This window comes from Epibacterium sp. ABZ3_068, assembly GCF_056159265.1.
Map to the genome: position 1 here is coordinate 738,815 of NZ_JBSWUV010000001.1, position 25,299 is coordinate 764,113.

At 56.3% G+C, this 25,299-nt stretch carries 25 protein-coding genes; 3 read left to right on the forward strand and 22 right to left on the reverse strand.

Translation table 11 applies throughout. The features are described 5' to 3' along the window. Positions 1–10: 10 nt before the first annotated feature. The 19 genes from tssG to ACXAEW_RS03545 all read right to left on the reverse strand — a co-directional run bounded on the left by tssG (position 11) and on the right by ACXAEW_RS03545 (position 17,577). Complete coding sequence (gene tssG, locus ACXAEW_RS03455) at positions 11–1,021, reverse strand: type VI secretion system baseplate subunit TssG (RefSeq protein WP_474939999.1); 1,011 nt, start codon at positions 1,019–1,021, stop codon at positions 11–13. Further along, positions 1,018–2,943: a type VI secretion system baseplate subunit TssF gene (gene tssF, locus ACXAEW_RS03460; protein WP_474940000.1), complete on the reverse strand. Its 1,926-nt coding sequence runs from the start codon at positions 2,941–2,943 to the stop codon at positions 1,018–1,020. Before tssF ends, tssG begins: the two co-directional genes overlap by 4 nt. A gap of 6 nt (positions 2,944–2,949) precedes the next feature. Beyond that, complete coding sequence (tssE, locus tag ACXAEW_RS03465) at positions 2,950–3,468, reverse strand: type VI secretion system baseplate subunit TssE (RefSeq protein ID WP_474940001.1); 519 nt, start codon at positions 3,466–3,468, stop codon at positions 2,950–2,952. A 141-nt stretch (positions 3,469–3,609) separates the two neighbouring features. Continuing rightward, on the reverse strand, positions 3,610–4,095 hold the full coding sequence (locus ACXAEW_RS03470; protein WP_474940002.1) for an Hcp family type VI secretion system effector: 486 nt from the start codon (positions 4,093–4,095) through the stop codon (positions 3,610–3,612). A gap of 41 nt (positions 4,096–4,136) precedes the next feature. Beyond that, complete coding sequence (gene tssC / locus ACXAEW_RS03475) at positions 4,137–5,627, reverse strand: type VI secretion system contractile sheath large subunit (RefSeq protein ID WP_474940003.1); 1,491 nt, start codon at positions 5,625–5,627, stop codon at positions 4,137–4,139. Between the two features lie 42 nt (positions 5,628–5,669). After that, on the reverse strand, positions 5,670–6,209 hold the full coding sequence (gene tssB / locus ACXAEW_RS03480) for a type VI secretion system contractile sheath small subunit (RefSeq protein WP_474940004.1): 540 nt from the start codon (positions 6,207–6,209) through the stop codon (positions 5,670–5,672). Positions 6,210–6,314: 105 nt separating this feature from the next. Next, positions 6,315–7,715, reverse strand: coding sequence for a type VI secretion system protein TssA (locus ACXAEW_RS03485; protein WP_474940005.1), 1,401 nt, complete (start codon positions 7,713–7,715; stop codon positions 6,315–6,317). Between the two features lie 15 nt (positions 7,716–7,730). Continuing rightward, entirely contained in the window at positions 7,731–9,194 is a 1,464-nt protein-coding gene (tagH, locus tag ACXAEW_RS03490; protein ID WP_474940006.1) for a type VI secretion system-associated FHA domain protein TagH, read from the reverse strand. Positions 9,195–9,263: 69 nt separating this feature from the next. Beyond that, the gene (locus tag ACXAEW_RS03495; protein ID WP_474940007.1) at positions 9,264–9,857 is read right to left on the reverse strand and encodes a DUF6931 family protein; all 594 of its coding nucleotides are present in this window, start codon (positions 9,855–9,857) and stop codon (positions 9,264–9,266) included. Positions 9,858–9,913: 56 nt separating this feature from the next. Next, the gene (locus ACXAEW_RS03500; protein WP_474940008.1) at positions 9,914–11,065 is read right to left on the reverse strand and encodes a lipase family protein; all 1,152 of its coding nucleotides are present in this window, start codon (positions 11,063–11,065) and stop codon (positions 9,914–9,916) included. Between the two features lie 51 nt (positions 11,066–11,116). Continuing rightward, the gene (locus tag ACXAEW_RS03505) at positions 11,117–11,512 is read right to left on the reverse strand and encodes a DUF6795 domain-containing protein (protein ID WP_474940009.1); all 396 of its coding nucleotides are present in this window, start codon (positions 11,510–11,512) and stop codon (positions 11,117–11,119) included. A gap of 183 nt (positions 11,513–11,695) precedes the next feature. Continuing rightward, positions 11,696–13,237 carry a hypothetical protein gene (locus ACXAEW_RS03510; protein WP_474940010.1) on the reverse strand — a complete coding sequence of 514 codons (1,542 nt, stop codon included), beginning with the start codon at positions 13,235–13,237 and terminating at the stop codon, positions 11,696–11,698. Next, the gene (locus ACXAEW_RS03515; protein WP_474940011.1) at positions 13,234–13,680 is read right to left on the reverse strand and encodes an ExbD/TolR family protein; all 447 of its coding nucleotides are present in this window, start codon (positions 13,678–13,680) and stop codon (positions 13,234–13,236) included. Before ACXAEW_RS03515 ends, ACXAEW_RS03510 begins: the two co-directional genes overlap by 4 nt. Continuing rightward, complete coding sequence (locus ACXAEW_RS03520) at positions 13,677–14,132, reverse strand: ExbD/TolR family protein (RefSeq protein ID WP_474940012.1); 456 nt, start codon at positions 14,130–14,132, stop codon at positions 13,677–13,679. The genes ACXAEW_RS03515 and ACXAEW_RS03520 overlap by 4 nt, the downstream gene beginning before the upstream one ends. An 11-nt stretch (positions 14,133–14,143) precedes the next feature. Next, positions 14,144–14,797 (reverse strand): MotA/TolQ/ExbB proton channel family protein, encoded by a 654-nt coding sequence (locus tag ACXAEW_RS03525; RefSeq protein WP_474940013.1) that lies wholly within the window; start codon positions 14,795–14,797, stop codon positions 14,144–14,146. A gap of 18 nt (positions 14,798–14,815) precedes the next feature. Next, positions 14,816–15,256: a hypothetical protein gene (locus ACXAEW_RS03530; RefSeq protein WP_474940014.1), complete on the reverse strand. Its 441-nt coding sequence runs from the start codon at positions 15,254–15,256 to the stop codon at positions 14,816–14,818. Between the two features lie 80 nt (positions 15,257–15,336). Then, positions 15,337–15,993, reverse strand: a complete 657-nt coding sequence (locus ACXAEW_RS03535) for a hypothetical protein (protein ID WP_474940015.1) — start codon at positions 15,991–15,993, stop codon at positions 15,337–15,339. A gap of 195 nt (positions 15,994–16,188) precedes the next feature. Further along, positions 16,189–16,956 (reverse strand): hypothetical protein, encoded by a 768-nt coding sequence (locus ACXAEW_RS03540; protein ID WP_474940016.1) that lies wholly within the window; start codon positions 16,954–16,956, stop codon positions 16,189–16,191. Between the two features lie 12 nt (positions 16,957–16,968). Further along, a complete protein-coding gene (locus ACXAEW_RS03545; RefSeq protein WP_474940017.1) occupies positions 16,969–17,577 on the reverse strand; it encodes a hypothetical protein in 609 nt (202 codons plus the stop codon). Positions 17,578–17,923: 346 nt separating this feature from the next. On the opposite strand from ACXAEW_RS03545, the gene ACXAEW_RS03550 reads away from it, so the two are divergent. The 3 genes from ACXAEW_RS03550 (at position 17,924) to ACXAEW_RS03560 (ending at position 21,543) form a co-directional block, all read left to right on the forward strand. Next, positions 17,924–18,352, forward strand: coding sequence for a DUF1036 domain-containing protein (locus ACXAEW_RS03550; protein ID WP_474940018.1), 429 nt, complete (start codon positions 17,924–17,926; stop codon positions 18,350–18,352). A gap of 121 nt (positions 18,353–18,473) precedes the next feature. Beyond that, positions 18,474–19,310: a hypothetical protein gene (locus ACXAEW_RS03555; RefSeq protein ID WP_474940019.1), complete on the forward strand. Its 837-nt coding sequence runs from the start codon at positions 18,474–18,476 to the stop codon at positions 19,308–19,310. Further along, the gene (locus tag ACXAEW_RS03560) at positions 19,291–21,543 is read left to right on the forward strand and encodes a peptidoglycan DD-metalloendopeptidase family protein (RefSeq protein ID WP_474940020.1); all 2,253 of its coding nucleotides are present in this window, start codon (positions 19,291–19,293) and stop codon (positions 21,541–21,543) included. Before ACXAEW_RS03555 ends, ACXAEW_RS03560 begins: the two co-directional genes overlap by 20 nt. 27 nt (positions 21,544–21,570) lie before the next feature. Here the strand turns inward: ACXAEW_RS03560 and ACXAEW_RS03565 are convergent, their stop codons facing one another. From ACXAEW_RS03565 to tagF, 3 genes are read right to left on the reverse strand one after another with little or no spacing between them, the layout of a single operon-like run. Continuing rightward, a complete protein-coding gene (locus ACXAEW_RS03565) occupies positions 21,571–23,799 on the reverse strand; it encodes a serine/threonine-protein kinase (RefSeq protein WP_474940021.1) in 2,229 nt (742 codons plus the stop codon). Continuing rightward, positions 23,796–24,602 carry a PP2C family protein-serine/threonine phosphatase gene (locus ACXAEW_RS03570; protein ID WP_474940022.1) on the reverse strand — a complete coding sequence of 269 codons (807 nt, stop codon included), beginning with the start codon at positions 24,600–24,602 and terminating at the stop codon, positions 23,796–23,798. Before ACXAEW_RS03570 ends, ACXAEW_RS03565 begins: the two co-directional genes overlap by 4 nt. Further along, positions 24,599–25,297 (reverse strand): type VI secretion system-associated protein TagF, encoded by a 699-nt coding sequence (gene tagF, locus ACXAEW_RS03575; RefSeq protein WP_474940023.1) that lies wholly within the window; start codon positions 25,295–25,297, stop codon positions 24,599–24,601. Before tagF ends, ACXAEW_RS03570 begins: the two co-directional genes overlap by 4 nt. Positions 25,298–25,299: the final 2 nt, after the last annotated feature.

Below are 25,299 nucleotides of genomic sequence, written 5' to 3' on the forward strand. Positions count from 1 at the left end.
TAAATTTGCTCTAAAAAGGGCGCTGAATGTCATTAAAATCAATTTGATAGCTGCACATTTGCGCCCAACTGCCGAATGGCGCAGTCGAAATTGGCTCTGACAGCACGGCCATCCAACCAACTTCAGTTGAAATCCCAAGCTGCGCCTCCCGAAGCTCTGATCGTGGCAACCACAAGCGGACCTCAAAGGCAAAAAACTGCCCCGTGTAGCCCATCACCAAATCCGTAAGTTCGCTGTGGCGTGCCCGTCCCGGCAAGAAAGCGCGGTATGTGGTCAGCTCTGTGCAACGAATGTGTATGATCGCCTTTTCTTCGGTTGTCGCCATACTGCTGCCGAGCTTTGCGTCCTCACCCAGTCGCGTACAATTGAAACCAAGGCTTGATAAGTCTTCGGGGGCGAAGTTCAGCCAAGAGGCTGCAAATTCTTCGATCTCCACATCGACCTGAAAATGCGCCCGCAGGATCTGTTGCAACCGCACAGGCGAGCGCACGCGTCCCATTTGAAGGCCGGTATAGCGCAGCCGGACAGTATCATCGACCGCGCCAAGACCGCGGTGCACGGCTCCCGCATCTCCGGTCAATGAACGCAGATGATCCGGGAAATCACCACCGCTCGGATGGTCGAATTGCGTAATCGGTCGTGCGTCTGACCAACTGCGATAAAACAACTGGATAAAGCGCGCAGCAAATATATCCGCAAAACGGGTAAATCCTGGCTGGCCATTATCCTGCCACCGTTTCGCCTCTCGGGTCATTGCCAAAGGCAACGCGCCAAAAGGTCCAAAAAAGCCCATGAAGCGCGGCCGAACCTTGGGGCGGGGGGCGCTCAGGTCAACCTCGGAAAGGTCGCCATCGGGGAAACCCAAAAAGGGATCTTGGCCAACATCGGCAATGTCTTCATGGACACGACGGCTCTGCCCGACGCGGGGTTTCGCATCGGCGCGCCGTTCGAGCCAGCGCATCAGTGCGAGGAAACCGAACCCTCGGCGTTGCTCCAGCTTGGGGTCCGTTGACGCACTCACAGGAGTGGCCCCGAACCACCACGGGGAGGCCACCGTGTCAGCACCTCACCTTTCTGGTCACAGGCCAGACATTGAGTGAATGTATTGACACCGGCATAATCGGCCAGGAACCGATCCAGAACCGCTGACAACACCATAATCGCCCCGCGGTCAAAAACCTTTTCATCAAAACAGATCCGCACCTCCAACCCTCGGGCCGGGAGATAGCCACCAAACCTTTTGACAGTGCGGGTAACGGGACATGCGGACAGGGCCGTTATGCCATTGATCTGACTTTCCGTAACCTGCTGAGATACATCACTAAACAGGCGCAAAACCTCACGGAGCGCCTCTACATTCCCTCGCCCATCCGCGCCAACAAAGCCACGATAACTCACAGACAAGAGCGACAAAAGACGCCAGTAATTGTCGCCGGAGCGCGTGCGTTGCGGCCCTTCAGCCTCGAGTTCTGCCACGGCCTCTCGTGGAGCCGTCGGCCCTGCCACGACGTCAAAAATTACACTGCGGTCTTCCAGCAGGGAAAACGGAGATTCCCGCATTGGCAGGACTTCCGGCAAATGTCGGTTTGAGCACAATGTGCGCACAAAAAGCTGATGGGCCGATACGCCGTCTTCCGGCTCGTAAAAGGTCAGCCAGGTTTCGGTTCCCTCGTAGCGGAATCTGGTGCCTCCGATATTCCGCTCTTGGCGAGACAACCGACGGCGTCTGCGCTCGGTGGTGTAGTAAATCGCCTGACGAGTGTCCTGTCCCCCTGTGGGCAGCGCATAAAGGGGCAAGGCATTACGACGCTCGCGCTGACCTTTGCTCTGCGCAGTCACCGAAATGACCCGCTGAATTTCATAGTTATTTATCGGAGTTCGATTGGGGCTCACCAGAAACTCATGAGCTTTCTGATCCACCGCGATCGGCTTTGCATCATCTTCAAAAAGGTTGACTGCCGGCGCGCAGTACAAGCCAAGACTGTCTGTAGAGAAGTGGCTTTCCAGCCTGCTATCACCGTGATCGAATTCAAAAATCATCTGAACGGAACTGGTTTTAATCCCCCGCAACCATTCGCGCATGCCCTTCAATCGAAGCCCCAGGAACTTACGCGGAAAGGCAAAATACTCCAACAGAGTGGCAAAACCGGGAAACAATCTTTCGTCGCGTTCGAACAGGGGAAAAGGATGGTCAAACCCGATTTGTTCAATCATTTCCGCAGGAGAAACCATACGGTACACCGGATCGCCAAAATCATTTTCCCAGCACAGTGTCACGCGGATCAGGCCGGAAAACATCAGTTCATAGAGTGCCATCGCCTCGGGAACCGCGCCAAGAAAATGGATCGGCAGGCTGTCGGCTTGCAGGCTTGCCATTGAGCCGCCATCAGTCCGTCCCAATGTCAGGCTGATGCCTGCGGATGTGCTGCGAGTGTCACCGTCGCGAAGTCGCCCGCGCTCGCCAAGCATAGACGACATCATAGCAGGCGACGCGTGGAACGCGGCCTTTGAAATCTCAAGCGGCCAAATCTCTACAGGCTCGGCCAAACGAAAACGGCAATTGACCCGGCGGTCTCCATTGCTGAAGGACGCCTCCAAATATTCACCGGCATCAAATCGGCGCCCTGCGGCCAATTCCTCTGGTTTGCCATAGGGTCGCATCCGCACCAACATCGCAGAGGGCAAAGGCGCGGTGGCGTCCGGGCAGATTTGTTCAAGGAGTTCGCGCGAAAACGTTCTGTACTGCTGATCAATGTTCAGCTGGACCCGCGCGGCCATAAGGGCAGACCCTTCCAGCAATCCCTGGATCGAAGGATCGAGATTCTCCTCCAAGAGACCGCCAAGGCGCTCAGCAAGATCAGGGAAATCATCCGAAAACTGCGCAGCGCGCTCTTTCAGAAGCGCCAGTTCACGTTCATAGGCGTTTTTAAAAGCGATTTTCATAGTCTATTACCGGCCCTGCGACTGGAGAATGACTTTACCGCTTCCAACGTCGATATCCGCTTCATAATCCACAGGGATGTCGGCGGGATCAGCGATCAGCTCGGCCATCACGTGTAAACCAACTCGCTGGGCCGCATCGCTACCCGATGTTTGGATTTTGACTTCGATACTGTCGTCTACAAGCCGAGGTTCATGATCACGCAGGGACTGCTTTATGGATTGGCTGATGTCCTGCGCCAGAAGCTCTGGTCGACTGAGGTCTGAGAGATCACGAAACCCGTAGTTCAGCACTGAACGTGCCACATTCGGGTGCTCTCCCAGGTCTGTCACGGCATCAAGGCGAACTGTGTTCATCAAGGTTTCAAGATGCGCCTTCACATGGGCACGTAATTCGTCTTCGCTGACGCCAACGCGGCGGGCATTGGAGCGAGTGCAGTCCTTGGTTTCCGGCTTTTGTAAATTGTGAACACCCGTATTTCTGTCCCCATCTTCAAAAGAATGACGGAAAACGTCAAAAACCGCCACTCGCGACCGTTCGTGAACGCGTCGGGATCGGCGGCGGCGGCTGTTCACGGAATCGGAAGCAAGGCTTGCCATAAGGGTGCAGTATCAAAATAGGGAACGGTGGGCGGCAAGGAACTCTCTGCCGCCCACGCTGTATCCGGTTTAAACCGGAATGTTCTTTGCGATGTCGAAGCCGGCTTTGCCTTCTGGGCCTTTGGAGCCGTCTTTCTTCTGGGACGCGTAGGTAACTTCGTATTTTGCGAAGTTCAGCGTTACGGTTTCCATGACGCGGTCCATGCCATCGCCGGAACCACCGGTGGAGTAAGAAGAGATCATGATTTCATGCATCTTGATCTTGATATACTCGAGCGGGGTTGCCCCTGCTTTACGTACGATCAGTTCACCTTCGGCGATGTGGGTACCGGTGGCGCAATGCTTCAGCAGGTCGTGCGTCGCCATGTCCACGTATTTGGTGAGGGTCAAGTCCTGTACATTCACCTTGCCGGAACCACCGCCCGGGCCGAGGTGGGTGGTACCGGACTGGGTCATGCCCCAGGACCACTGGGTGATATCAATCGCACCCGCATGCTTGTCGTCAACCGACTCGCCTTTAATTTTATCCAATTTCAGGAAAATATCGACAGCCATTCATCTGTCTCCTTAGTTACGAAACGCGTAGGGCCAACCGATTATTTCGGTGGCGGGATTTTAGATACCAGGCTCATCCCGATATCCATGCCTTCCATCTGGAAGTGCGGTTTAAGGAAGAACTTCCCGGTGTAATACCCCGGATTCAGTTCATCCTCGACAACCTCAACCTTGGCTTCGGCCAGCGGTTTGCTTGCCTTCTCACGCTCATCAGCGTTTTCAGGGTTGAGGGTGACATACTGATCGATCCAGACCTGAAGGTTTTGGCGGATCTGATCTTTATCTGCGCTGGATCCGATCTGATCGCGGATCATCGCCTTCAGGTAATGGCTGAAGCGCGACACCGCAAACATATAGGGCAGACGCGACGACATGTTGTCAGACGCGGTTGCAAGCGGATCGGTGTATTTCTTCGGCTTGTAAAGCGACTGACCGCCCAGAAACACAGCTTTGTCCGTGTTCTGGCGATGGATCAGCCCCAAAAGACCAACCTTCGACAGCTCGCCTTCACGACGGTCATCAATCGACACTTCGGTCGGGCATTTCAGATCGTTTTCACCCGAACCGGTGTCAAACAGGTGGGTCGGCAGCTGTGTGACTTCTCCACCCGACTGCACACCGCGGATACGCACGGTCCAACCGTGTTCCTTGAACGCCCGGTTGATGTTCACAGCCATCGCGTGGGCCGCATTCATCCATGCGTATTTCTCACCACCATGACCGTCGGTCTCTTCGGTGAAGTTGAACTCTTCCACGGTCATTGTGCTGTCGGGACCATAGGGTTCACGCGCCAAAACGCGAGGCAGCGTCAGACCAAGGAAACGTGCGTTTTCGCTGTCACGCAAAGAGTTCCAACCGGCATAATCCGATGCGGTGAAGAGATCCTCAACATCCGGCGGATTAGAGATTTCATTCCAGCTCTCCAAACCCAGCAGGCGCGGAGCGGCAGAAGCCAGGAAAGGCGCCAGAGAGGCTTCGGCGATTTTAGAGACCGAGCTTAGAAGTGCCACATCGGCTGAGGAGTGATCGAAGTAATAATCCCCAACGATAGCCCCCATCGGTGCCCCACCGAGAGTACCGATCTTACGCTCGTAGACTTGACGATACAGCGGCGACCGGTCCCATTTGGCACCCGGATACCGCTTCATCATGCTGCTCAATTCCTTCTTGGAGGCGTTCAGGACCTCCACTTGCAGGCTCGCGCCTGTTTCGGAATTGTTCAGGGTATAAGCCAGACCGCGCCAAGAAGATTCCAACGCCTGGAATTCTTCATTGTGCAGGATTTCATTAATCTGACTGCTCAGCTGACGGTCCAGACCCGCGATCATCGACTGGATCGTGTCGATCACGTCATCGTCGATCAGCGCCTGACCTTTTACTGCTTCCTGCACCACCGTGGACAGCGCGCTGTCGATGGACTTTTCAGCCACTTCGGTCGTGGGGTTAATGGTCGATTTCAAAATCGCAGAGAAATCTTCCAGCTCGTTCACGCCAGCAGAACCGGCTTCCTGGATCTGTGCTTCTTCAGTCATAATGCACGCTCCCTAAATACGTTTTTCACCAAAGGCGGGGCTTCAGCTTTCGCTTTCGTCCGCAGCAGCCTTGGCTGCCGCTTCAGCGCGGGCTTGTTCAGCCATGACTTTCAGACGTTCCGGGTCGTTCAAAAGCTCCCGGATCTGATCCTGCGCTTTTGGCTTGGAGGTCATGTACAGCAACAAATCAGCAAGTTGCTTACGCGCTTCCAGCAACTCATTCAGCGCAGGCACCTGACGTGCGATCTGAGCGGGTTCGAAATCTTCCATTGAATCAAACCGAAGGTTGAGGCCCATCTTGCCTTCCCCGCCGTCCAGTTTGTTTTCCACCATGAAAGCCAGTCCGGGCTGGACCTTCTCTTTCATGTAATTGTCGAGCGTGGAATTGGTGACTTTTTCGAATTCACGCTGCTCCACAGGAGCTTTTTCTGTGCCAGGTGCATTCCCAGACAGATCGCTCATCATGCCCATAACGAAGGGCAGTTCGACTTCCTTTTGAGCGTCGAGAGGATCGGTATAAGAAATTTGCACGCGCGGCGGGCGATTTCTGCGAATATGACCGGAGCCGGTATCAGAAGCCATAACAGCGCTCCTTCCCAATAGTATTTCTGAACAAATTTTCGCGCATCAGACGTATTTAATTGGTGACTGTCAAGCGCTCTTTCACCAATCACCGTCGCTTAGATTTTAATATTCATCCTTAGGAATGAATTCCCGCATAAGTGTCTCAAAATCCTTGCCAATATACCCCCTTGCACGCGACAAAAGAAGCGGAACCGGAGACGATTTTTCAACTGTACGGAAGAATGTTTCCACGGCGGAAATCTGCTGCTTTGCTTCCTCAGGATTGTTGACTTTAAATTTTTTCGGTAAACTTACGGTTGCGCCTGCTACTTCAATTTCCGAACCGCTCAAATCCGCCGTTTCCGCTGCATCAGATTCGCCTGCGTGCCTGTCGGCTTTCTCGACCTGATCGGCCAGAGCACGCAGCTGACCACGAGCCAGTTTGAAGTCAAGCGCCGGGCTGAACTCCACGACTGCCCGGTCCACAGCATTGGGCATCAACTCTTCAAATGCATCAATGAGCGTCTTCCCGATCAACAGCCGCGCCTGCGTAATCAGCAGCACAGCCGCAGACGAAGGTTCATTCAGAGCAAAATAGGTTTCAACCGCCAACAGCCGCGCACGGGCTTCGTCATGAGATTCTACCTCAGTGATCGGTTCCACCCAAACAGAAGTCCCCCCCGCCGGACCAGAGCCGCCTGGCATTTGCGGCGGTGTTTGAAGGTCCGCAACCGCCGAATTTTCTGCTTCGGTGTCGGTCTGTGCCCCCCCCAGATCCGGCTGCACCTCTTCAAGCAAGGACAGGATAGCATCCAGCTCATCTTTCAGCGTTTTTACCTGCGGTGTGTGAGGTGTGTCATTGCCAAGGCAGCACATCTCAATCCGTCCAACCGCAGCTTTGAACTGTGCCAGCAAGCCGTGCACGCGCTCCAATGCATCTCCCATGCTGCGCAGAGTCTGCAGAAGCGGATCCAACATCAGGTCGTATTCACCGTCATGCGGGGTGTAACGCCCCTTGGCCACAAGCACCTGACGCAGGCTCGTGCCGCTTCCGCCCAGATCCATATAACGCAACGGCAGGATCATCGCACCAATCTGCGATAGATCATTCAGGGCATCCAAACGGTCACGCGGCCCATCCGTCAGTTGCGGGTGGGCATCATTTGGCATGACCTCCAAAAGGTTGGCAATCGCCTCAACGCTCTCGACTGAGGTGCGAAGATCACCAGACAAGATCGCCCATTGTGACCGCAAGACCAACAAACGCAGATCACGGCTGCGCTTGAGCAACCCATCAATCGCGCTCAGTTCATCTTTGAGCGTAACCGTTTTCGGATCGAATATGACATCAGGTTGCTTATTTCCGCCAACCTCCATACCCGGTCGGAAGTAATCATCAGCCTCTGGCAAGCGCCCGACTGAGTCAAAATAGTAGTCGCCATAGGCTGCGTCATCAGTTTCAAACAGATCTTCCCCGGCCGGGGCCTGTTCATCCACAGGCTGCGCAATCCATTCCAAAATCATTTTATTTTCCTATAGTTAGCGCTTACGCACCGCATCGGAATAAATTCGCGAAAAGGCCTTGATAAAGGCGTCAAGCATGCCGTTTTCCCCCTGCGCTGCCGTGGCCTCCCAGCGGGTCTTGAACTCCGCCCAGAGTTTGCGGCCATTGCTGCCAACCAAACCACCACCAACGGCTTCCTCAATCTCTTCGGGGGAAAGCCCTGCCAGCATTTCAGCCAGGGCAGGTTGCAGAGCCGCCATCATGGCATCCTGATGGCTGCGAATATCCTCCAGCGCATCTCGGAAAGCCTCTTCACCCGTCATATAGCCCTCACGCGGGGCCACAAACATGGCCTCGAAGGCACGCTCTGCATCCGGCAGAAACTTCATAGGGTTATTCCCCGATGCCAATCGCATGGTGCGATCCTCACCGCTAATGAACAGCTTTACCGCCGCCCGGCTCTGCAGCATTGCAATTATTTCACCAGTGCCATCGCGCATTGCTTGCCCAAGGATCTTGCCCAGCTCCTCGGGTTGAAGCTGCAGTTGTTCCGGATCCTGAAGTCCAGCTCCCTGCATGAAGCCGCGCAGAAACGCGTCCCCTCCCCCACCCGCTTGCTGAACCTGTGAATAAGGCTCAGGCGTGGCCGGGTGATGGGCGCTTAGCTCTGGCAGATTGCTCGGGGCAAATGCTGGAGGCGCCTGCGGTGGCAGTTCCGGCGCGACGTGCTGCGGTGCCACCGCGGCCTGCGAACCGGCCGCAACAGGCGACGGCGCCATCGGCGGTGTCACAACGTTCAAGGACCCTTGCTCGGTCCAGGCCTGCGGGCTTTGCACGGACAGCGATGCTTGGTCGCCGCGTTGTTCGAAACTCGGAGGTGCAGATAACTCGCTTGGAGGCGCGCTACCCGCCAAATTATTCAAATCCGGGCTTTGCGATGCACCTGCATTAGGAGGCGCGTTGGGAGGCATAGAAATCCCCATCTGCGGCAGTTCAACAGGCGGCGGCATCGATGAACCGCCATAATCGCCCCAAACATCATCAAACGGCTCCGCCCCCCCCAACGGGGCTGAAGGAGTTTGCACACCTACCGGCGACGGCATAGCTGGCGGAGCTGCAACTGGCATCTGAGGCGGCACCGGAGCAACTGATTGAGACGCACCCGGAACGGCCAAGGGACGATCCGCAAGATCGACCGCGATGACATAATGCCCCACATTCAAGCGGTCGCCCTGCTGAAGAAGCCGCGGCTCGGACAGGCGGTAACGCTCGCCCTGAAGGAATGTGCCGTTGCTAGAGACGTCATACAGCACGTATTTGCCATATTCGAAAGCAATATCAAAATGGTGCCCGGAAATATGTCGCGTCGAATCCGGGAGCACCCAATCCATGCCGACCTTGCGCCCAACCTGCGCCCCCCGCCCCTCAAGGCTCAGCGAAACTGGCCCGCCGTTTTCCAGCGTGGCAAAATTTTCGATCCGCAGGGTCAAAATCGTCATGGTGGTTCAGACCGTCTCTCATCATCAATCGCGTCGCATTCACAGCCCCGGACGCCAAAGGCCTGCGACTCATCGCCCCCGGAACAACGACGTCGCGGCGTCCAAAATCCGTGCCATATTGACCGAGCGTTGCTCTGCTCCGCCGCGCGCCAGCGTCGTGAGCAACGCCGCATTTACAGCACTTGGCGCCCGCCATGCCGGAGGACGGCTGGGATCATTCGGCGCAATCATTCCACCGGACCATCCCACAGCCAGGCCGATATAGACGATCGGTGATCGACGGCGGGCAAACAAGGCCAGTTGCAACGAACGCCAACGGGTTTCATTTCCGGGGTATTCCATCCATTGTCCAATTGCCACCAAAAGCTCAGCATCTTCTGCGTCAGGCTCCGGCAAGGTCGTCCTCACCGCTTCCCTTGCCCAATGTATAGCACTTCGGGCCTCTGCCGAAAACGCCGCAAATGTAATCGCATCCTCGGGCGTGGTGGACCCTTTAAGGCGCTGAAAGTAATAAAAGTTGTCTTCCTCTGCGCCCGGCCTGTGCTTGGTGAATGCCGCCACTTCCGGCACCGCCGAATACATCTGAGCCGGACTGTCATAACGCATGCTCCGCATGGGCGGCACCGTCAGATCGTTATTCAAATTTCCAGATTGTCCGATCATTCCAACCCCCTTAGCCTTATGCCACCATCACCACGCACATGCCTGCAATCATGCCTTTACAATCGCCCGACCGCTGCACGCGCGGCCGTTAGGACCGGGTTTATGAGCAGGTCAAAAACAAACTTGAGAAAGCGCAACGTCAGATCGCCCGAAGCGATCATCCCCGCCATTGCCGACCTGCCCACAAGCCGCAAGGCAATCTTCACCCAACGGAAAATGTTCTCACCGACACGGCTGGCCAGGATCGCCGTATTCTGCATAGCCGTGGCCAGCCGATCCAGAACGGTTACGCCAACCCCAAGACCAAAACCAAAAATATTCAAGGCTGTCATGATCGTCTCAAGCGCCTTGCCAAGGAAATAATAACCGGCTGAGGAAAATAGTCCCGTCGACCGGGCCGCAAGGTCAAGCCAATAATCCGGATCCGACCGGTTGGGGAGTGCAACTTGCGGCGGCCAACCGTTCTGCGGCATGTTGGGAACATAGCACCCCGACATAGAATGCGCTGCAGAGGAAATGCTGCTAAAGCCAGCGTTGATACCGGTCGACCCCACACCAAGATGGGTAAACGGCAACAGCGGGATCATCGGCACAGGATCAGACAGGGAATACACACGGCGAACATTTGAAGCGGGCAAATAGCTGCGCAGGTTGGTCGTCAAACCAAAGCTTCCAACACGCGGCGCACCGAAAGTATAAAGGTAGCACTGCAACCGGTGCTGGACGGCAAATTCGCTTGCCCCGAGAGTCGCCAGAGCCCCGCCAAGCGAATGCCCGACAAAATGAATCTTCTGAGGACGCGCCCGCCGGATTACGTCTCGCAGTTCATCCGCATAGCTGCGATAGACCCGATTAAACCCCGCATGCACAAGGCTGCCATCTGGCCCCCTGTCGAAACCAATATTGAAGTTTGACAGCCAGTCATTGGTAGACGTGAATACTGTGCCCCGTGTCACCACGATCAATTCACGGTTTGATGCCAGACCACGATCCAAGACCAGACCAAAACCAGTACGTTCTTTAATGAAAGCCCCGGACTCTCCCATGAAGCCTGCGCGCGGCGCTACCGCCTCAACTTCACCAACGCCAATCCCTTGTTCGATATTGCGCCCGGCAATAGTTGCGGCGTCACCCCCGTCACGGGTCGAATAAATATTATAGACCCCTTCGGCCAGCTTTGCGGCTTCTTTTCCTGACAGTAATGTCATGTCGCTCTCACAGTTTTAAAATATTGAAAGTATTAATAAAATTGAAAATTCTCATTCGACCAGGGTGCAGGTACCCCATCCGACGTCGCCTTTACCGGGTTTCACATCAATCCGACAGAGCATATCAAACGCCTTGCCGCCTGATTCAGCATTAAGCCCATATCCCCGGCTGTGCACGTCCAGAAACTCAAATCGCCCTGTGTCCAGCTCAGCGGAGAAGACCTGCCGGACCGTTTTTTCTCCCGGCAGCCAGCTCAACAGGCTTCGTTTTGGCTGCACCGACGCAAAGGAGAAGCGCCCCTCGGCATCTGTTGTCGCCCTGTCATGTCCCTTCTTGCCACCTGCGAACCATTCACGAGTGACAGAAACTCCACCCGCCGGACTGCCGGCCGCAGTTACCAGTTGTCCGGTCATTGGCGAACAGATAAATTCTTCGCTCTTTGCCATCATGGCTCCACTTAATACGAGGCCCGCGGCCAGTAATGTTGTCGCAAATATTGGGAATACACCCCTCGGTTTGATTATATCAGACATTTTACGGTCGCATTCCAGTCAATTGATGTAGCTCGGTTAGTTCGCGGGAATTCGCCCATTGGTAGCATGACTATCTTCCGACGACCCAATGCGCTTTTATTGCAAAACTTGAAATGTCGTCATGGCGAATACAGTACCTTCAAGAATATCTCCCCCCAGGCTGGAAAACACGTCTTGTGCCGTTTTTCCCATCTCCGCTTCTAGGTTAAAGCTCTCATTCTCATGGCCCAGAACAAAAAGTATCTGCCGGGTATTTCGTACGGCCCCAGCACGGGCTACAGGTGCATCAACCGCAACGGCGTCCCCATCCAACGTGGCAAAGCGTGATAGATCCTGAACGACGCCGTTGTCATCGACCAACAAGAGCGCGAGATTGAGCCCCCCTGCGCCAATCACCCGCGCCCGGAGCCGATCACCGCTATTCAGCGTCCGCTGCTCCATTGTCAGCCCTAACCGGCTAGCAGGGTAGGCCGCGCTTTGGCGCAGAGCATCCAAAGCTGCGCATTGACGCAAGTCGATGATCTCAACGTTGCGCTGCACGGCTCCTTCAACGCGGGCCACCACGCGATCTGCGACTGCGTTCAATGCAATGTCGTCGGTGCCGACCATCGACAATCCAAGTCCCGCTCTTTGGCTGCGACGCGGCAGGAGCAAACTGCACTGTGGCTGCGGAACAGCGCGAATTTGCCGGATCAGTTGACCCAATCCACGCATCTGAACACTTGGCGCAACAATTCGACGGGCTGTGCGAAGCTGAGGTGCATCTTGCGACTCATCGGTTGCGGGATCGTTCTGCTCCCCTTGATCCTCGCTCTCCCCGAACAAATCTCCGCTTTCATCGGTGCGGCCAGCCTCCTGTGGAGCCAAAAGCGCCAACGCGACGGCTTCTTCGTCACTGACATGATCCGGCGCCTCGGGCGCGTCTTCGCTTGGCAGGCTCACTTCGTCCGGTGCCAGATCCAAATCGGCCCCAAACCCGCCAGCCCCCTCGCCTTCAAGCGGGGAGTCTTCTGCCAGGTCAAACGTATTGTCTTCGACTGAAAAGCTGTCTTCAACGAATGGCGCGATCTCGGAAACGACCGGCTCCTCGACCGGCAGTGCCTCCTCAGGGGGAATGGCCTCGCTCACGCTGCCCACGATTTCCTCAGGGACACTATCTTCTTCAGATGTCTCTGCGAATTCGGGTTCGAGTTCGGATTCAACGGCCTCTGCAGGCACATCCTCCTGAAGCTCCGCATCTAAAGCCTCCGGCACTTCTGTCGGCAGAGCGGTATCTTGCAAAAGCGTCTCCGGCAATTCTTCAGGCTCGGGGGCGGTCAATGTATCATCTGGAGCCAGCGCCGTGAGATCAGGGTCTTCCGCAGGGATCTCTGCGCCACCCAACGGGGTCAGCGGATCCTCTGGCTGCTCGGATTCGACCTGATCATTCTCCGGCTCAAGAACCTGGACCGCATCCAGAACGTCAATGCTCACAAGTGCGAATTCCTCCTCAACCGCCGACAGTTCCCCAGACTGTGGTAAAAATGGAACCGCACCGAACAACAGCAGCACACCAAGCCCCAAATGTGCCACCACGGAAGTTCCCATGGCCAGCCGCCAGGAGCGGGGTGTGGAACCTTCAAAAGGCAAGAAGCTCACAGCCCCGCCTCCGCAGTCGAAAGACTTACCCCATCCCCTGCGCGGTGCACTGTCACCAGGCGCAGCTCAACTGCGATCAACTCCTCGGCTTCCAATGTTTCCAATACGGTTATCGCCCGGGTGTCTCGGTCCGCCAAGACATGGAGCACTGGAGTATCCACAGTCGCTGCGGCAAGGCTCCCTGCCGGAATTTGCGCCCCGTCCAGAACCATGCTCCCATCAGCGCCAATTTCCAGCAACGGCGAGGGAAGCTGCTCCAAAGACAATTTGGTTGTCTCAGGCAAGGCGACCGCCACTTCGCGGGACGCCAGAATAGTGCCGCTGGCAATGAAAAAGAAAATCAGCAGGAGAACGATGTTGACCATCGCCAGGGAAGAGTCGATCTGAGCCCCCCCACGGCGGCTGTCCTCATACCGCCCTAACAGCCGCGCGTTCGATTTCATAGGTCGCCCCCAATTCGCTTGAGCTCGACCTTTTCGATCGCATTACCCCGCAGCGCCGCCATGGCCGAAGCCACGTCCTGTACCCGCGCGGTCGGTCCAACAACCAGTTGAACGTGCACATTCTCCCCCCGCGCCGCGATGATCTCTGACAAATCCTGCAGCTGCGCGCGCTGATAAGTGCTCCCACCAAAGCGGATCAGCCCATCTTCAAGCTCCCAAATCACCAAACCGGCCGGGACCGCAGGCTGTCCCCCGGATGTGCCGAGGCCCTCATCCGCCGAGAGCTCGCCCGCTTCATTTGTAGCAGAACCAATGGTCAGCATCGAATAGGGCGTCAGGCTGGTGGTCAGCATGAAAAAGGTCAGCAACTGAAACATAGCATCAGCCAAAGGCGCAAGCGCGATCCGGTAGGACCGCTTGCGGGTTGGCAACGGCAGGTTCAATCGGCTCATATCGATGGCCCTCAGGCTGCCAGGTTGCTTGGCCCGATGCGCCCATGAATCGCTGCCGAAACCAGCGCCTCCATCACCGTGCGCTCGCGGTCGATCCGGCTTTCCAGCCAGGTCGCGATAAAGAACGCCAGAAGCGCAATACCCAGACCGGCCGCTGTTGTGGTCAGCGCCACATAGATGCCCCCCGCCAGTGCCGACGGGTCAACCGTGCCTTCGGTCACTGACAAAACAGAAAACGCATCAATCATACCAATCACCGTGCCTAACAAACCCAGCATCGGTGCCGCCTGTACGGTCATATCGAGCGACCGCATACGTTCGCTCAGGCGCGCCAGTTCGATCAGCACTGTCTGGCGGCTCAGTTCTTCTGCATAGGATGGATCATTCGGCCGCGCCTGCAGCCCCGAAAACACCGCATGCAAAACACGTGTAAGAACCAGCTTTCGGTGTCCCGCACGCTTGATCGCATCGTCCACACGGCCACTTAACCAATCGTCGAGGATGCGCTCAGCCTCCTCACGACCGCCCAACCCCGCACGCGAGAACTGCAACAGCTTAAAAATACCCGTTCCAAGGGCAAAAACCGACAGCCCCGCAAGGGTCAGATATACTAAGTACGATGCAATCCCGAGGATTGTTAGGTCAGTAAAGAATGTCACGTTCATTTAATTTTCCCAAAAGGGTCAAAGCGCCATTTCAATCTCTGACTCGCGCGAATTAACCTCGAGTCCTTGGTTGCAAATGTCGTTGGCTGCCGCTTCGTCAGCGGGCAGACAGCGATGCACATCATTGATCACAACTTTTGAAATTTCACTGCAGGGGTTCTTTAGAGTGTAAGATGCAAATTTACTATCGTTATTGCGCATCGCTCCCAAAGGCAGCGACAGCATCGTATTGAATTGACTGGCCGAATCCACCACCGCCAGTTTGAAGGAAATCTCCTTCAGTCCAGTGCCTAACTTGTTATGGGCGAAAATCACAATCTCGCAGGTTCCCGTGCCAGATGCGCTCTTTTCGGTTGCCTTGTTTAGCTCAATCAAAAAAGCAGGTCCCGCCATGGCTGAACCAACAAACAACCCGCAGCAACACATAAATGCAAATACTTGAGACACCCGGCGAAACATGCCGTTCCTCCAATACGTAGAAGAAATCCAGATAACGCAATTAGCGGTTTGAGCAGGCCTCAAGTCAACCCAAAACTCGCCTATCGGTAGACTCCGACTTGGGGACCAAGCTCGTGGCTGGGACGAGCTTCGAGCCACAAACGCAACCCGCCCGCGTCCGGATCGAACAACCGAATTCTTCTCTGCTGCGGCTGGAGAGGGCTCTGGAACGCATAACGAGGCAACTGAACTCCCTGCACGGCATCAGGATCAGGCATCGCCTGTGCGCGCTCATTGACAGTTGCGGCGGCAAAGGCCTGTTGCGCCCGAACGGCCTGCACTTCGGGCGGCTCTTTATGGATCTGCGGTGTTTCTGGCTCGGGCGTTTCCCGAACAACCACTGTCTGCGGCGCTTTCGCTCGCTTGTCCTCAAACTGCAATACAGGGCGCGACGTAGGCTTAGTTGAAATCGTGTGCACGCGCTGCTCTGCTAACTCAGCGGACGCTTTGGACAGCGCATCATGCTCGGTCGAGCGCGTTTGATGAGTGACCCCATTCGTTCCCGGCACTTGCGCCACTTGGCCGGTGGCCGACTGCAGCGACACCGATACAACCTGAGCCGCCGCCGACACCGGCTGACGCGCCCTATCTATCGCCACTTCGACCTTCGTAACCTGACTGTGCACTTCTGACAGAAGGACACCGCCGACACTGGTCAACGCGACAAGACAAGAGGACAGAGCAAGAATCTTTTTCATGTCAGCAGCGTAGGTTATGGAGGCACCTCGTGCAACCATAGGGAAAAGACTTATTCACAGGAAGTCGGAGCAGCTGTGGAGCGTGTCCAAAGAAACACAGGTTTCAACAGAGAAAACCAGCGGCACAACTCATATAATTCTACTGGCCAAGTCGATCCCTTACCTGGATGACCCCAAGGCCGCACCCCCGAGGATCTATAGGTATTTGTCTTCCTGCGGCCAAAACTCTTCGCCGGCGTGTTTGGTCAGCTTTCGCCACTCCCGCGCGGCTGGGAACACCGAAGCCGAATAATAGCCAAGCACCAGCAGCACTGGAAACCCAACCAACACGAAAGCAACGCGATGTTCCGACATCTGCATGTCAAACATTCCCAGAACCGCCAGAATAGCCGTGGCCGCACCACCACCAAGTGGGGCTAAGATGAGGCACAGGCCAACCAGAATCCAGAGGCCGATTTTGTACCCTATTTCCAGAAGCGCCGGTTTGAAGGTTCTGGAGTATTGCTGCCATTCCGGCGGGCGGCCAGACAGGTCGTACCCGCCTGTCTGGCGCTTTTTTATAAAGCGCGAAAATTCCGCGCTGCGCTTCGCATGATCAAGACGATAGTGCCCGCACAGGTAGCCAACACCCCAAGCGGCGATATGTAAGGACAGCATCAGCGTCAGCGCAAACGCCGATACCTGCACCCATGCAACCGCATTGAGTAGAAACGACAAGCAGGTGATGTTCATTACAAACGAACCGGCAATGAACCTGGATCGCACGCGAAACTTATCCCGACGCAGATGTAGATAAAAAATTGCAATGGCCCAGAAAGTAAGAAGAACCACTAATATGAGGCTTATCCACGAAAGCGGCGCGGGTAGTGAAATTGAAAACCCGAAACTAAAAATCTGAACGAAGCATACAAAGAAAACGAACGCGACCTGCGCGCCGTTCAACATTTCAATACGAGGGGGCATGAGGCGCATCGTCTAATACCTACCTCCCAAGCCGAACCTCCAAGCTCTGAGCTGGTCCATAGGATCAGAACAGAATAAGGCGCAGTGGCCAACAGGATCGTTGCGCCGAAGATGTTTGCGAAAATCGACCATCCATTGATCCAGCAGGGCGTCAACAGGCTGTACTAGAATTCGATCCACAAAGGCCGCCGTGGCGTCGAGCGCAGTGGCGACAGACTGACCCAGCGCTTGACCGATTTTTCGTGCCGCGCGCGAAAAGCCAACCCAATTATCGAGAATGTCCAACCCAACGCCAACCACAATTGCCGCCGCGACACCGACACCAACAACGAGAACAACAGGTGCTGCTGCAAACGTCAAAACCGCTGCAGCCGCAAGTGTCCCAGCAAAACCCGCAGCCCAAACTTTGATAAAAGCGACGCTTAGACCGCCCAGTACACTCCCCCAGTTCTTTTCGAGGTCTTCACTCTTTATGAAATCGTGCACCTCAACCACGCCGGCCACAATAAATCCAATCAGATTGCCTTTGCCAATGCCTTGCGTCGCACCCCGAGCCGCTGCTCCAAGATTACTCGAATTTACGTCTGCACCATTTTTTGCATATGAGCTGATAAACGGCATGCCCTAGCTGCGCAATCCATACACATTGCCGCCGTCAGAAAGGCGCGCCCACCGGTTTGGCCTTTGAAAGTAATCTCATACTATCCGCGTGCGTTGTGTTGCCAAGAGAGTAACTTGTCAATGCTCCGAGACGAAATTCCATTGCAAATCAATCAGATTCTCTGACCAAGCGTTGCGCTGTAAGGGGTGGTGCACCTCGTCCCTGCCGGGATGTGCCGCGTCGATAGTATTCTGGGCTGTTTTCCTCAAATAAGCCCGACTTCCCTTACATCCGGTTCTGGGCCTTGCGTCTTCACTGCGCTATTCTATCTGGGATTGTGACCTGTTGACCGCACGTGGATTTCGCATGTTTCGCTTCTCCGTTATCACGCAAATGGCTCTGGCGACCCCCGTCTTGTGGCTGATGCACTTGCCACTGCCTGCGTATGCAGGCTTTCGAGTGTGCAATCAGACCCTCGATGTGGTCAATGTTGCCGTTGGCAATTGGCATCACGACGGGTGGGAAACTGCTGGCTGGTGGGTTGCGGGACCGAACCAGTGCGCCGAGGTGATCGAAGCGGACCTCTCTGCCCGTTACGTCTATGTCTATGCGCAGGACGTGTTTCAAAAACCAATGTTTGATGGAGATACCATAATGTGTGTGGATGCAGCGGAGTTCCGCATTCGTGGCAAAGAGGATTGTCTACAAAGGGGCAAAATCGCTGCACGCTTCCGTGAAGTCGACACCCAAAACGCCAAAGCCTGGACATTCAATATCGTCACCTTGGCCGAATAAATCTGCGTGGTGCCTCAAAGGGTCGATTTCACCCTTTATCAAGGCGCAAGGAATTGACACAGGGTGATGCTATTGTGAAGATTGTCCTGTTTATGAAATACACTTTTTAGGACCTCATTAAATGCGGCCGCTCGCCTCTTTTCCGTCAGTATGTGCAATAGTCTGCTTCGCCGCCCGACTTGCCATTGTGCTGGCGTTACCACAGGCTGCCATTGCACAATCAGCGCCCCAAGCTGAACCGGAATTTGAGCCTTTTGAACTCGAACCGATTACATTTGACGTCGAAGGCTCGAACCAAGAGGATCTTGTTCTTGTTGCCGCTTATGAAGAACCAGCCGGGGCGCCGGTTCTGGTAAGTTTCGGCAGTCGATCATTTGAGGCCCAGCGGCCGGCAGCTGGGCGCCCGGCCCCTTCGATTATCCTTGGACGGATACCTCCGGGGGCAGAGGCCGATTTTGGTGTAGAAGCGCTTTTGCAGGACACATTGGCATCTTTTGGGTTTGACTACAGCGACGTCGCAGCGCGCGAAGCTTTGCGCAGCTCAAATCCTGAATTGTTCCGCCGCTTGGTTGAAGGTGGGCATGTGGACCCTCCCGAGGACCAAACCGCCCGCGCCCTACAAACAGAACTGGCACGGATGAACTGTTACCGTTCGACCATTGACGGTCTTTGGGGGAATGGATCGCGCCGGTCGGTGGCCAGTTATTTCGACACCCTCGGGAATGGTGCCAGCTGGTCAGATCCCGCGCCCAGCAACGCGCTGTTCCGCAGTATTTTGCTTAACGGAGATGTGGCCTGCCGGGTGGCCGCCGCACCGGTTCAACGCAGCACAACACGGTCGAGAGCACCTGCAAACAGCAATGCTACAAACCGGAGCGCCCCTTCTTCCACGCGCCCGGCTCGACAAGCGCCCTCCAATAACGCCGTAGAAGTACCTCGTGCCGGTGTTTTCCGTTAAACCGAACCAGATGGAACCCTCTTCCCAACACGGCGCAAAGATCGAAGTCGACCCACGTTTTCGCGGCTCGGGTCGTAAGTTTCGCCGCCGCCGCCTGATCCGCGCGGCGCTTCGTATGGCTCTAGTGACCGCCGGGCTTGCAGGGGTTGGTGCTGCGGCCTGGTTGATGTGGAATACAGAAGGAAAGTACAGTCAGAACGCGTCAGTTGACGGCAATTTCGTCCAGGTCGACACGACAGAGCTCGCAGCAACACAGATCCCTGACAGCGCCGTGTTCCTGAACATTCGCCGAGACCCAATGGTCATTCACCTGGATCAGGAGACCGGACAGGGACCGCGCCGCGTAGTCCCAGACAGAAGCCTGGATATTGGTCGCGCACCAGCAGGCCGACCGTTGATCCTTGTGGACGGTCCCTTGTTCAGCGTGGACCAGACACTGCAGCTTACCCTGCCCTCGACCAGTTCAGATCTGGCCGCCTTTCAGAAACGCCGTGCCCCTGGCCTTTCGGAACTGGCTTCCCAGAAGACGACCGTTGCGCCAATTGAAAACTCGATCACAGAGGCCCTCGCGCTGCCTGCCTCTCAGCGTCACCCCCTTTATGAGGACGACCTGTTCCACATTGAACGGGCGCGCGCGCTGGACGAGCTGTTACAAAGCGTTGGAATAAGCGAGACCGAAGTACAACGCCTCGTCCGTGCGGTCTCTCGCGAAGCCGAAACGTTGGGTTTAAAACCGGACCGAATGGAAAGGTTGCAAATCGGAGATCTGGTCGCCCTGCGTATGGCACCAGCCCGCCATGGCGCAAACATATTGCAGATCTCGTTTTATGCTCCGGATCAATATCTCTTTTCGTTGTCGCAACCGGCACCGGGACGGTTTATCGCTTCAGATGATCCGTGGTATTCCGCCAATCTTCTGGACAAGGCGGCACGTGTCCTCCGCGCGCGAGGTGGCGACAGCGAAATCCGCCTAAAGGACGCGCTTTACACTGCATTGCTGCGCAACGGTCTAAGCTCCGACGCCGTGGGAGAGACCATGATGATGCTAAGCCGAGCCACCGATCTGGACCGCCTGGCATCCGAAAAGGACAGCCTGCGGTTGCTGATGAGCGCAGATACAACGCTTCTTCCGTCGGCAAGATTGCTCTATGTCAGTCTCGACCAGGCGGAACAGCGCTTCCGCTGTTACGTGGTCCCCGAAGATCGCCAAAGTGCTGATGTACAGGCCGGGGCTTTTCGATGCTTTGATCCGGATGCCGTGACAAGTGCCGGTGGGCTTGGCTCAGGGTTTCGAATTCCGGTGCAAGGCATCAAAACCAAAGGCTTTGGACCGCAGACCAATGCCAATGGGAAAACCACAGAGCAACACAATGGCGTCGCCTGGGCCGCCCCGGTCGGCACCCCTGTCAGAGCGACCGCGGATGGTAAGGTTGTCCGACTGGAGTATTCCAGAACGCACGGCAATGTTATTCATATCGATCACGCAGGCGGCGTCGAAAGCCGTTATGCCCATCTGGACCAATTTTCAGACGGTTTAGCAGAGGGAGCCACAGTTGGCGCGGGCCAGATCATAGGCAGAGTTGGCACCACCGGAAAGTCTACCGGCCCCCATCTTTATTTTGAAATCCGGTTGGCAGGCGTGCCGGTTGATCCCCTCAGCTTTATCAGCGGCGCAGGGTCCGGCGCCGTGGAGGCTCTGGTCAATCGCATCATTCAAGTCGAAAGCGCAGGCAATGCTCGGGCAAAGAACAGCCGATCTACGGCTACCGGGTTAGGACAGTTCATCTCGTCGACATGGATACGAATGATGAAAACTTATCGCCCTGATCTGGCAGAAACGCTCAGCCGCGAGGAGCTGTTAGAACTGCGCTTTGATCCGGAGCTCTCCCGTACAATGGTCACAAACCTCGCGCGTGAAAATGAAGCGGTGCTGCGTTCGGCTGGCCTGGGGATTTCGCCCGGCCGTCTCTACCTGGCCCATTTCCTCGGCGCTCACGGCGCGGTAAAGGCTCTCAAGGCTGACCCAGATGCAACGGTATCGGACACAATGGGCGCCGATGTTGTTCGGGCAAACCCTTTCCTAACCGGCTGGACCAATGCTCAGATGGTGGCCTGGGCCGACCGCAAACTGTCCAGCGTCAGAAAAACGGCAACAGCCCCTGCACCACTGCCGGTGTCCAACCAGGTCAAAGGCTACCGCGAAAGACTGGACCAATTTTTGGACGCGCTCTAACAGGCGCTGAACCATCGCGGGGTCGGCTCAGGGCATGATGTGCACAAACCCGACATCCACTGAAGCGCCGGAGTCTTTTTCCAGCTCTCGACTGATCAAGTTGAAAATCGTGTCGGCCTGAGTGCCATCCTGCATGGCTCCGGTGCGCACCAGCGCTTTTTGAGACGATATCGCCACCAGTATGTATTTTCCGGGTGCACCCGAACGGATCCGGAAGCTGAACTGACGCTCCTGCCCGATCGGATCCTGCAGCCGGGACGTCAGATTATAGACCTTCCCTTTGGGTGTAATGATCGCCAACCAGTCGGCACGCCCGGTCGAACCCCAAAGCTTGCCGGAAATCTCTTCCCGCCGAGACAGCACATTGGTCGAAAGGGCTAGTTCAGTTTTCCCACCGGCGGTCCCCTGAAAACGGTGCGCAAGCGCCAGCACGTCACATTGAGCGGGTTCCACAACCCGAGAGATCAGGGCTGGGGTGTCGCCATAGGTTGCTGCCCAAGAGGCCTCAATATCCTCAAGAGATACATCAGCCAAGTGGAAGCCTTCAATCATTCCAGCATTGGGTCCGTTAAGACGGTTGGTTGCAAAAACACAGCCCGTCGGAACCGCTTCCGCCAGGAATGTCTCTCGTCCGGGAATACGCCGCACTCCCTGTTCAACCACGTCAGTCTCGCTATTACCCTCTTCCATCTGGGTTGTCGCATACCAGGCACCGCCGCCCGCCAGAGACAAGAGCACCAACAGCAGCACGATAACCCCGCCCCTCCCTTTTGGCTCCGCGCCGGCCTTTGAGCCGCTGTCAGCAGAACCCGCGGCCTGCGATCGAGACGTGGGCGTCTGCGTTGTCGGAACGGTGGTAAATCCCATGTTCGGCGCAGCTTGCAGCCCTTCAACTTGGCGGCGGATAGCGCCTGTCTGCGTGCCGCCGGCTGTCAGCCCGCCCCCATATGGTGCGCTCGACCCGCCGAGTGTGGTCACCGACGGACTGCGTCCGCCTTCTATATCCTGCAACGCCTGTTTGACTTGCGCCATTGTGGCCAGCCGCATCGCGGGATCCGGCTGCAACATCTGATACATTATCCCCTGCAGTTCTACAGGAGCTGCGCTCAGATCCGGTATCCCTTCGCGTAGTTTCACCGCCTCCAAAATCGACCCCCCCATTGGGGCCGTCCCTCCGGTTGCAGCGGCATACATCAGCAAGCCCATGGAATAGATGTCGGAGCGCCCATCTGCTTCACCACCAAACGCGCCCAACTGCTCAGGTGAAACATATTTGAGCTTGCCCGCAAATTCATTGCCCAATGTCACGTCCTTGATGGCCGAGGAGCGCGAAATGCCAAAATCGATCAACACAGCTTTTTCGATCTTTTCGTCGGGCAACATGACATTATCTGGCGAAAGGTCACGATGCACCACGCCGATTTCATGGGCGGCCTGAAGACCATCGGCCAGACGGGAAAACAAACGACAAATCTCTCCAAGGCTCAGCGCGCCTTTGGACTTTATCCGGTCCGACAGTTTGGTTCCTTCAATGAACCCCATGATAAGAGCATGGAGGTTAAGCCGCGCGTCGGGGGGAAGATACGCGAAGTACCGCACAATCGCATCGTGATGTAACAGACGTAGTGTGCGCGCTTCGCGGCGGAACATGTCGGCGGCTTTGGTGTCCTCGGAAAATTCGGGCAGGATTACCTTAATCGCCACTGGCTCCCCGGTACCGATTTCTTCGCCGCGAAACACCCTGCCCATACCACCCTGATCCAGCGGCTGAAGGACACGGTACATATTGTTGATCACATAACCTGGTTCCAGTTTTTGGAGTGGCTCCCCTGGAGAACTCTCTAAAACCGGCGATGTGGTTGTTGGCATCGCAGAGACAGGGGTGCTGCCCCCTGCAATGTCGCCGGCCTCCCCGGATGACATGGGCGCAATTATGGTGCGGTCCTCTTCTTCCCCGTCCGACAACGATTGGGCAGGCACCTTGGGATCACTAGCGGCATCAGCCGACTGCGTCCGTGCGGGGGCGACCGGAAGATCGGGAGCAAATGCGGCCGCAGGCGCGTCAGGATCGCTCCCAGCCAGTGTCCCGGTCGGTCTGGCACCCGGCATGGGCCCCACAACCGTGCGTTCGTCAATCGGTTCTTCAGCCGCAATTGGCTCACTTCCCTGATCGGGTTGAGACGGCATGGGCGCCAGAATGGTGCGGTCTTCCTCATCCACGGGCCCGGTAGGGGGAGATGCCGGTTTCTCGCTCATAGCAGCCCCACAAATTCAGGGAACTGACCATCGACGTCGGCTTCGCGCAGGCCAAGATCTCGGGCCTGCACCAGCACAACGGACACATTATCCTTGCCGCCGCGCTCCACTGCCTGTGACACAAGATATTTGCACTTTTGCTCCAAACCCCAGTCGGACAGGTTCAGCACATGAGCCAATTCATCGTCATCGAAATATTCCGACAATCCGTCCGAGCACAGCAGGAACATATCACGATCTTGAAGCTGCCCTTCCACCATCTCGACCTCAAGCGAAAGGGTGACGCCAATAGCGCGAGTGATAACGTTCTTGCGCGGCCAATTCGCGGCTTCCTCTTGCGTGATCCGTCCCGCATCCAAAAGAGACTGAACCTCGGTATGATCACGGCTGACCTGACACAGGGCGCCTTCACGGAGCAGATACAAACGGCTATCGCCGGACCAATAACACAGGAAACGATCTTCGATCGTTGTCAGAGCCACAAGGGTTGAACCGATTGCGCCACGACCCAGTTCGGCTGCGTGCATCTGCACCCGGCTGTTTGCCTGCGTCAGCCGATCTGCCATACGATGGCGCAGATCCTCATATGAGGCCGGTACACCGATGGTATCAAGGCTGGAAACCAGTGTCTGGCTGGCAAAATCTCCCGCAGCATGCCCCCCCATGCCATCAGCCACCACCCAAAGGCGGCTGCCCGGAGACACAAGCAAGCTGTCTTCATTGATCTTGCGAACCCGTCCAACATCGCTGTCACCAACGCTCTCAAAGGAAAAAACTCGGCCCCATCCCATGGTATCCGTCACACTGTCTCTCCTTCCGTAGCCCGTGCAGTCAACAACCATTCCAGTGCCTCGGCATCGGGCAAACCGTTGCACGCCAGCCATCCAGCCTCGCGTCCGTCCATCCGCTCCTGCCACCAATGGCTGCGCGTGAATTGGGCCTGCGCCACATCATGCCTGCGGGCATCGGCAAACAGCCGCCCAAGATCGCCATCGCTGCGCTGTCCCCAAAGGGTCCCATCGCTGCTGGCATCCCAAACCACGCCATCCAAGTCCGGTGGCTCAAACCCTTCCAACAGCGTTGCCGCGCCCTGAAGCCCTTCTTCTGGAAGGCGAAACCCTGCAATATGAGACCAAAGGGCGCTATAGGGTGCCGCGCTGAACGTTTCATCAACTGGAGGCGGCGTGAGCACCCCGGCCAAGCCAAACACCAAGGGAAACCGGCGTCCAACCCGGTCAGCCGAAGTCATAAAGACCCCACAAAGAGGCGCGCCCAAAAGGCTTGGCCCAATCCAGAAACACAAAGGTGGCGCTGCGGCCCAGGCGGCTTCCCAGCGTTCCCCCAAACGGTTGCACAGATCTGGCAGGACCGCCTCCAGCCAGCCATCCAGTGGTGCGAGATGTTTGTGGTCCAAACCGTGCGCCAAAAAATCACCAAACGCGCGATGCTTGCCGTATAGAACGGCACTGGCAACGGGAGAGGGATTGGCCTGGGTCAATG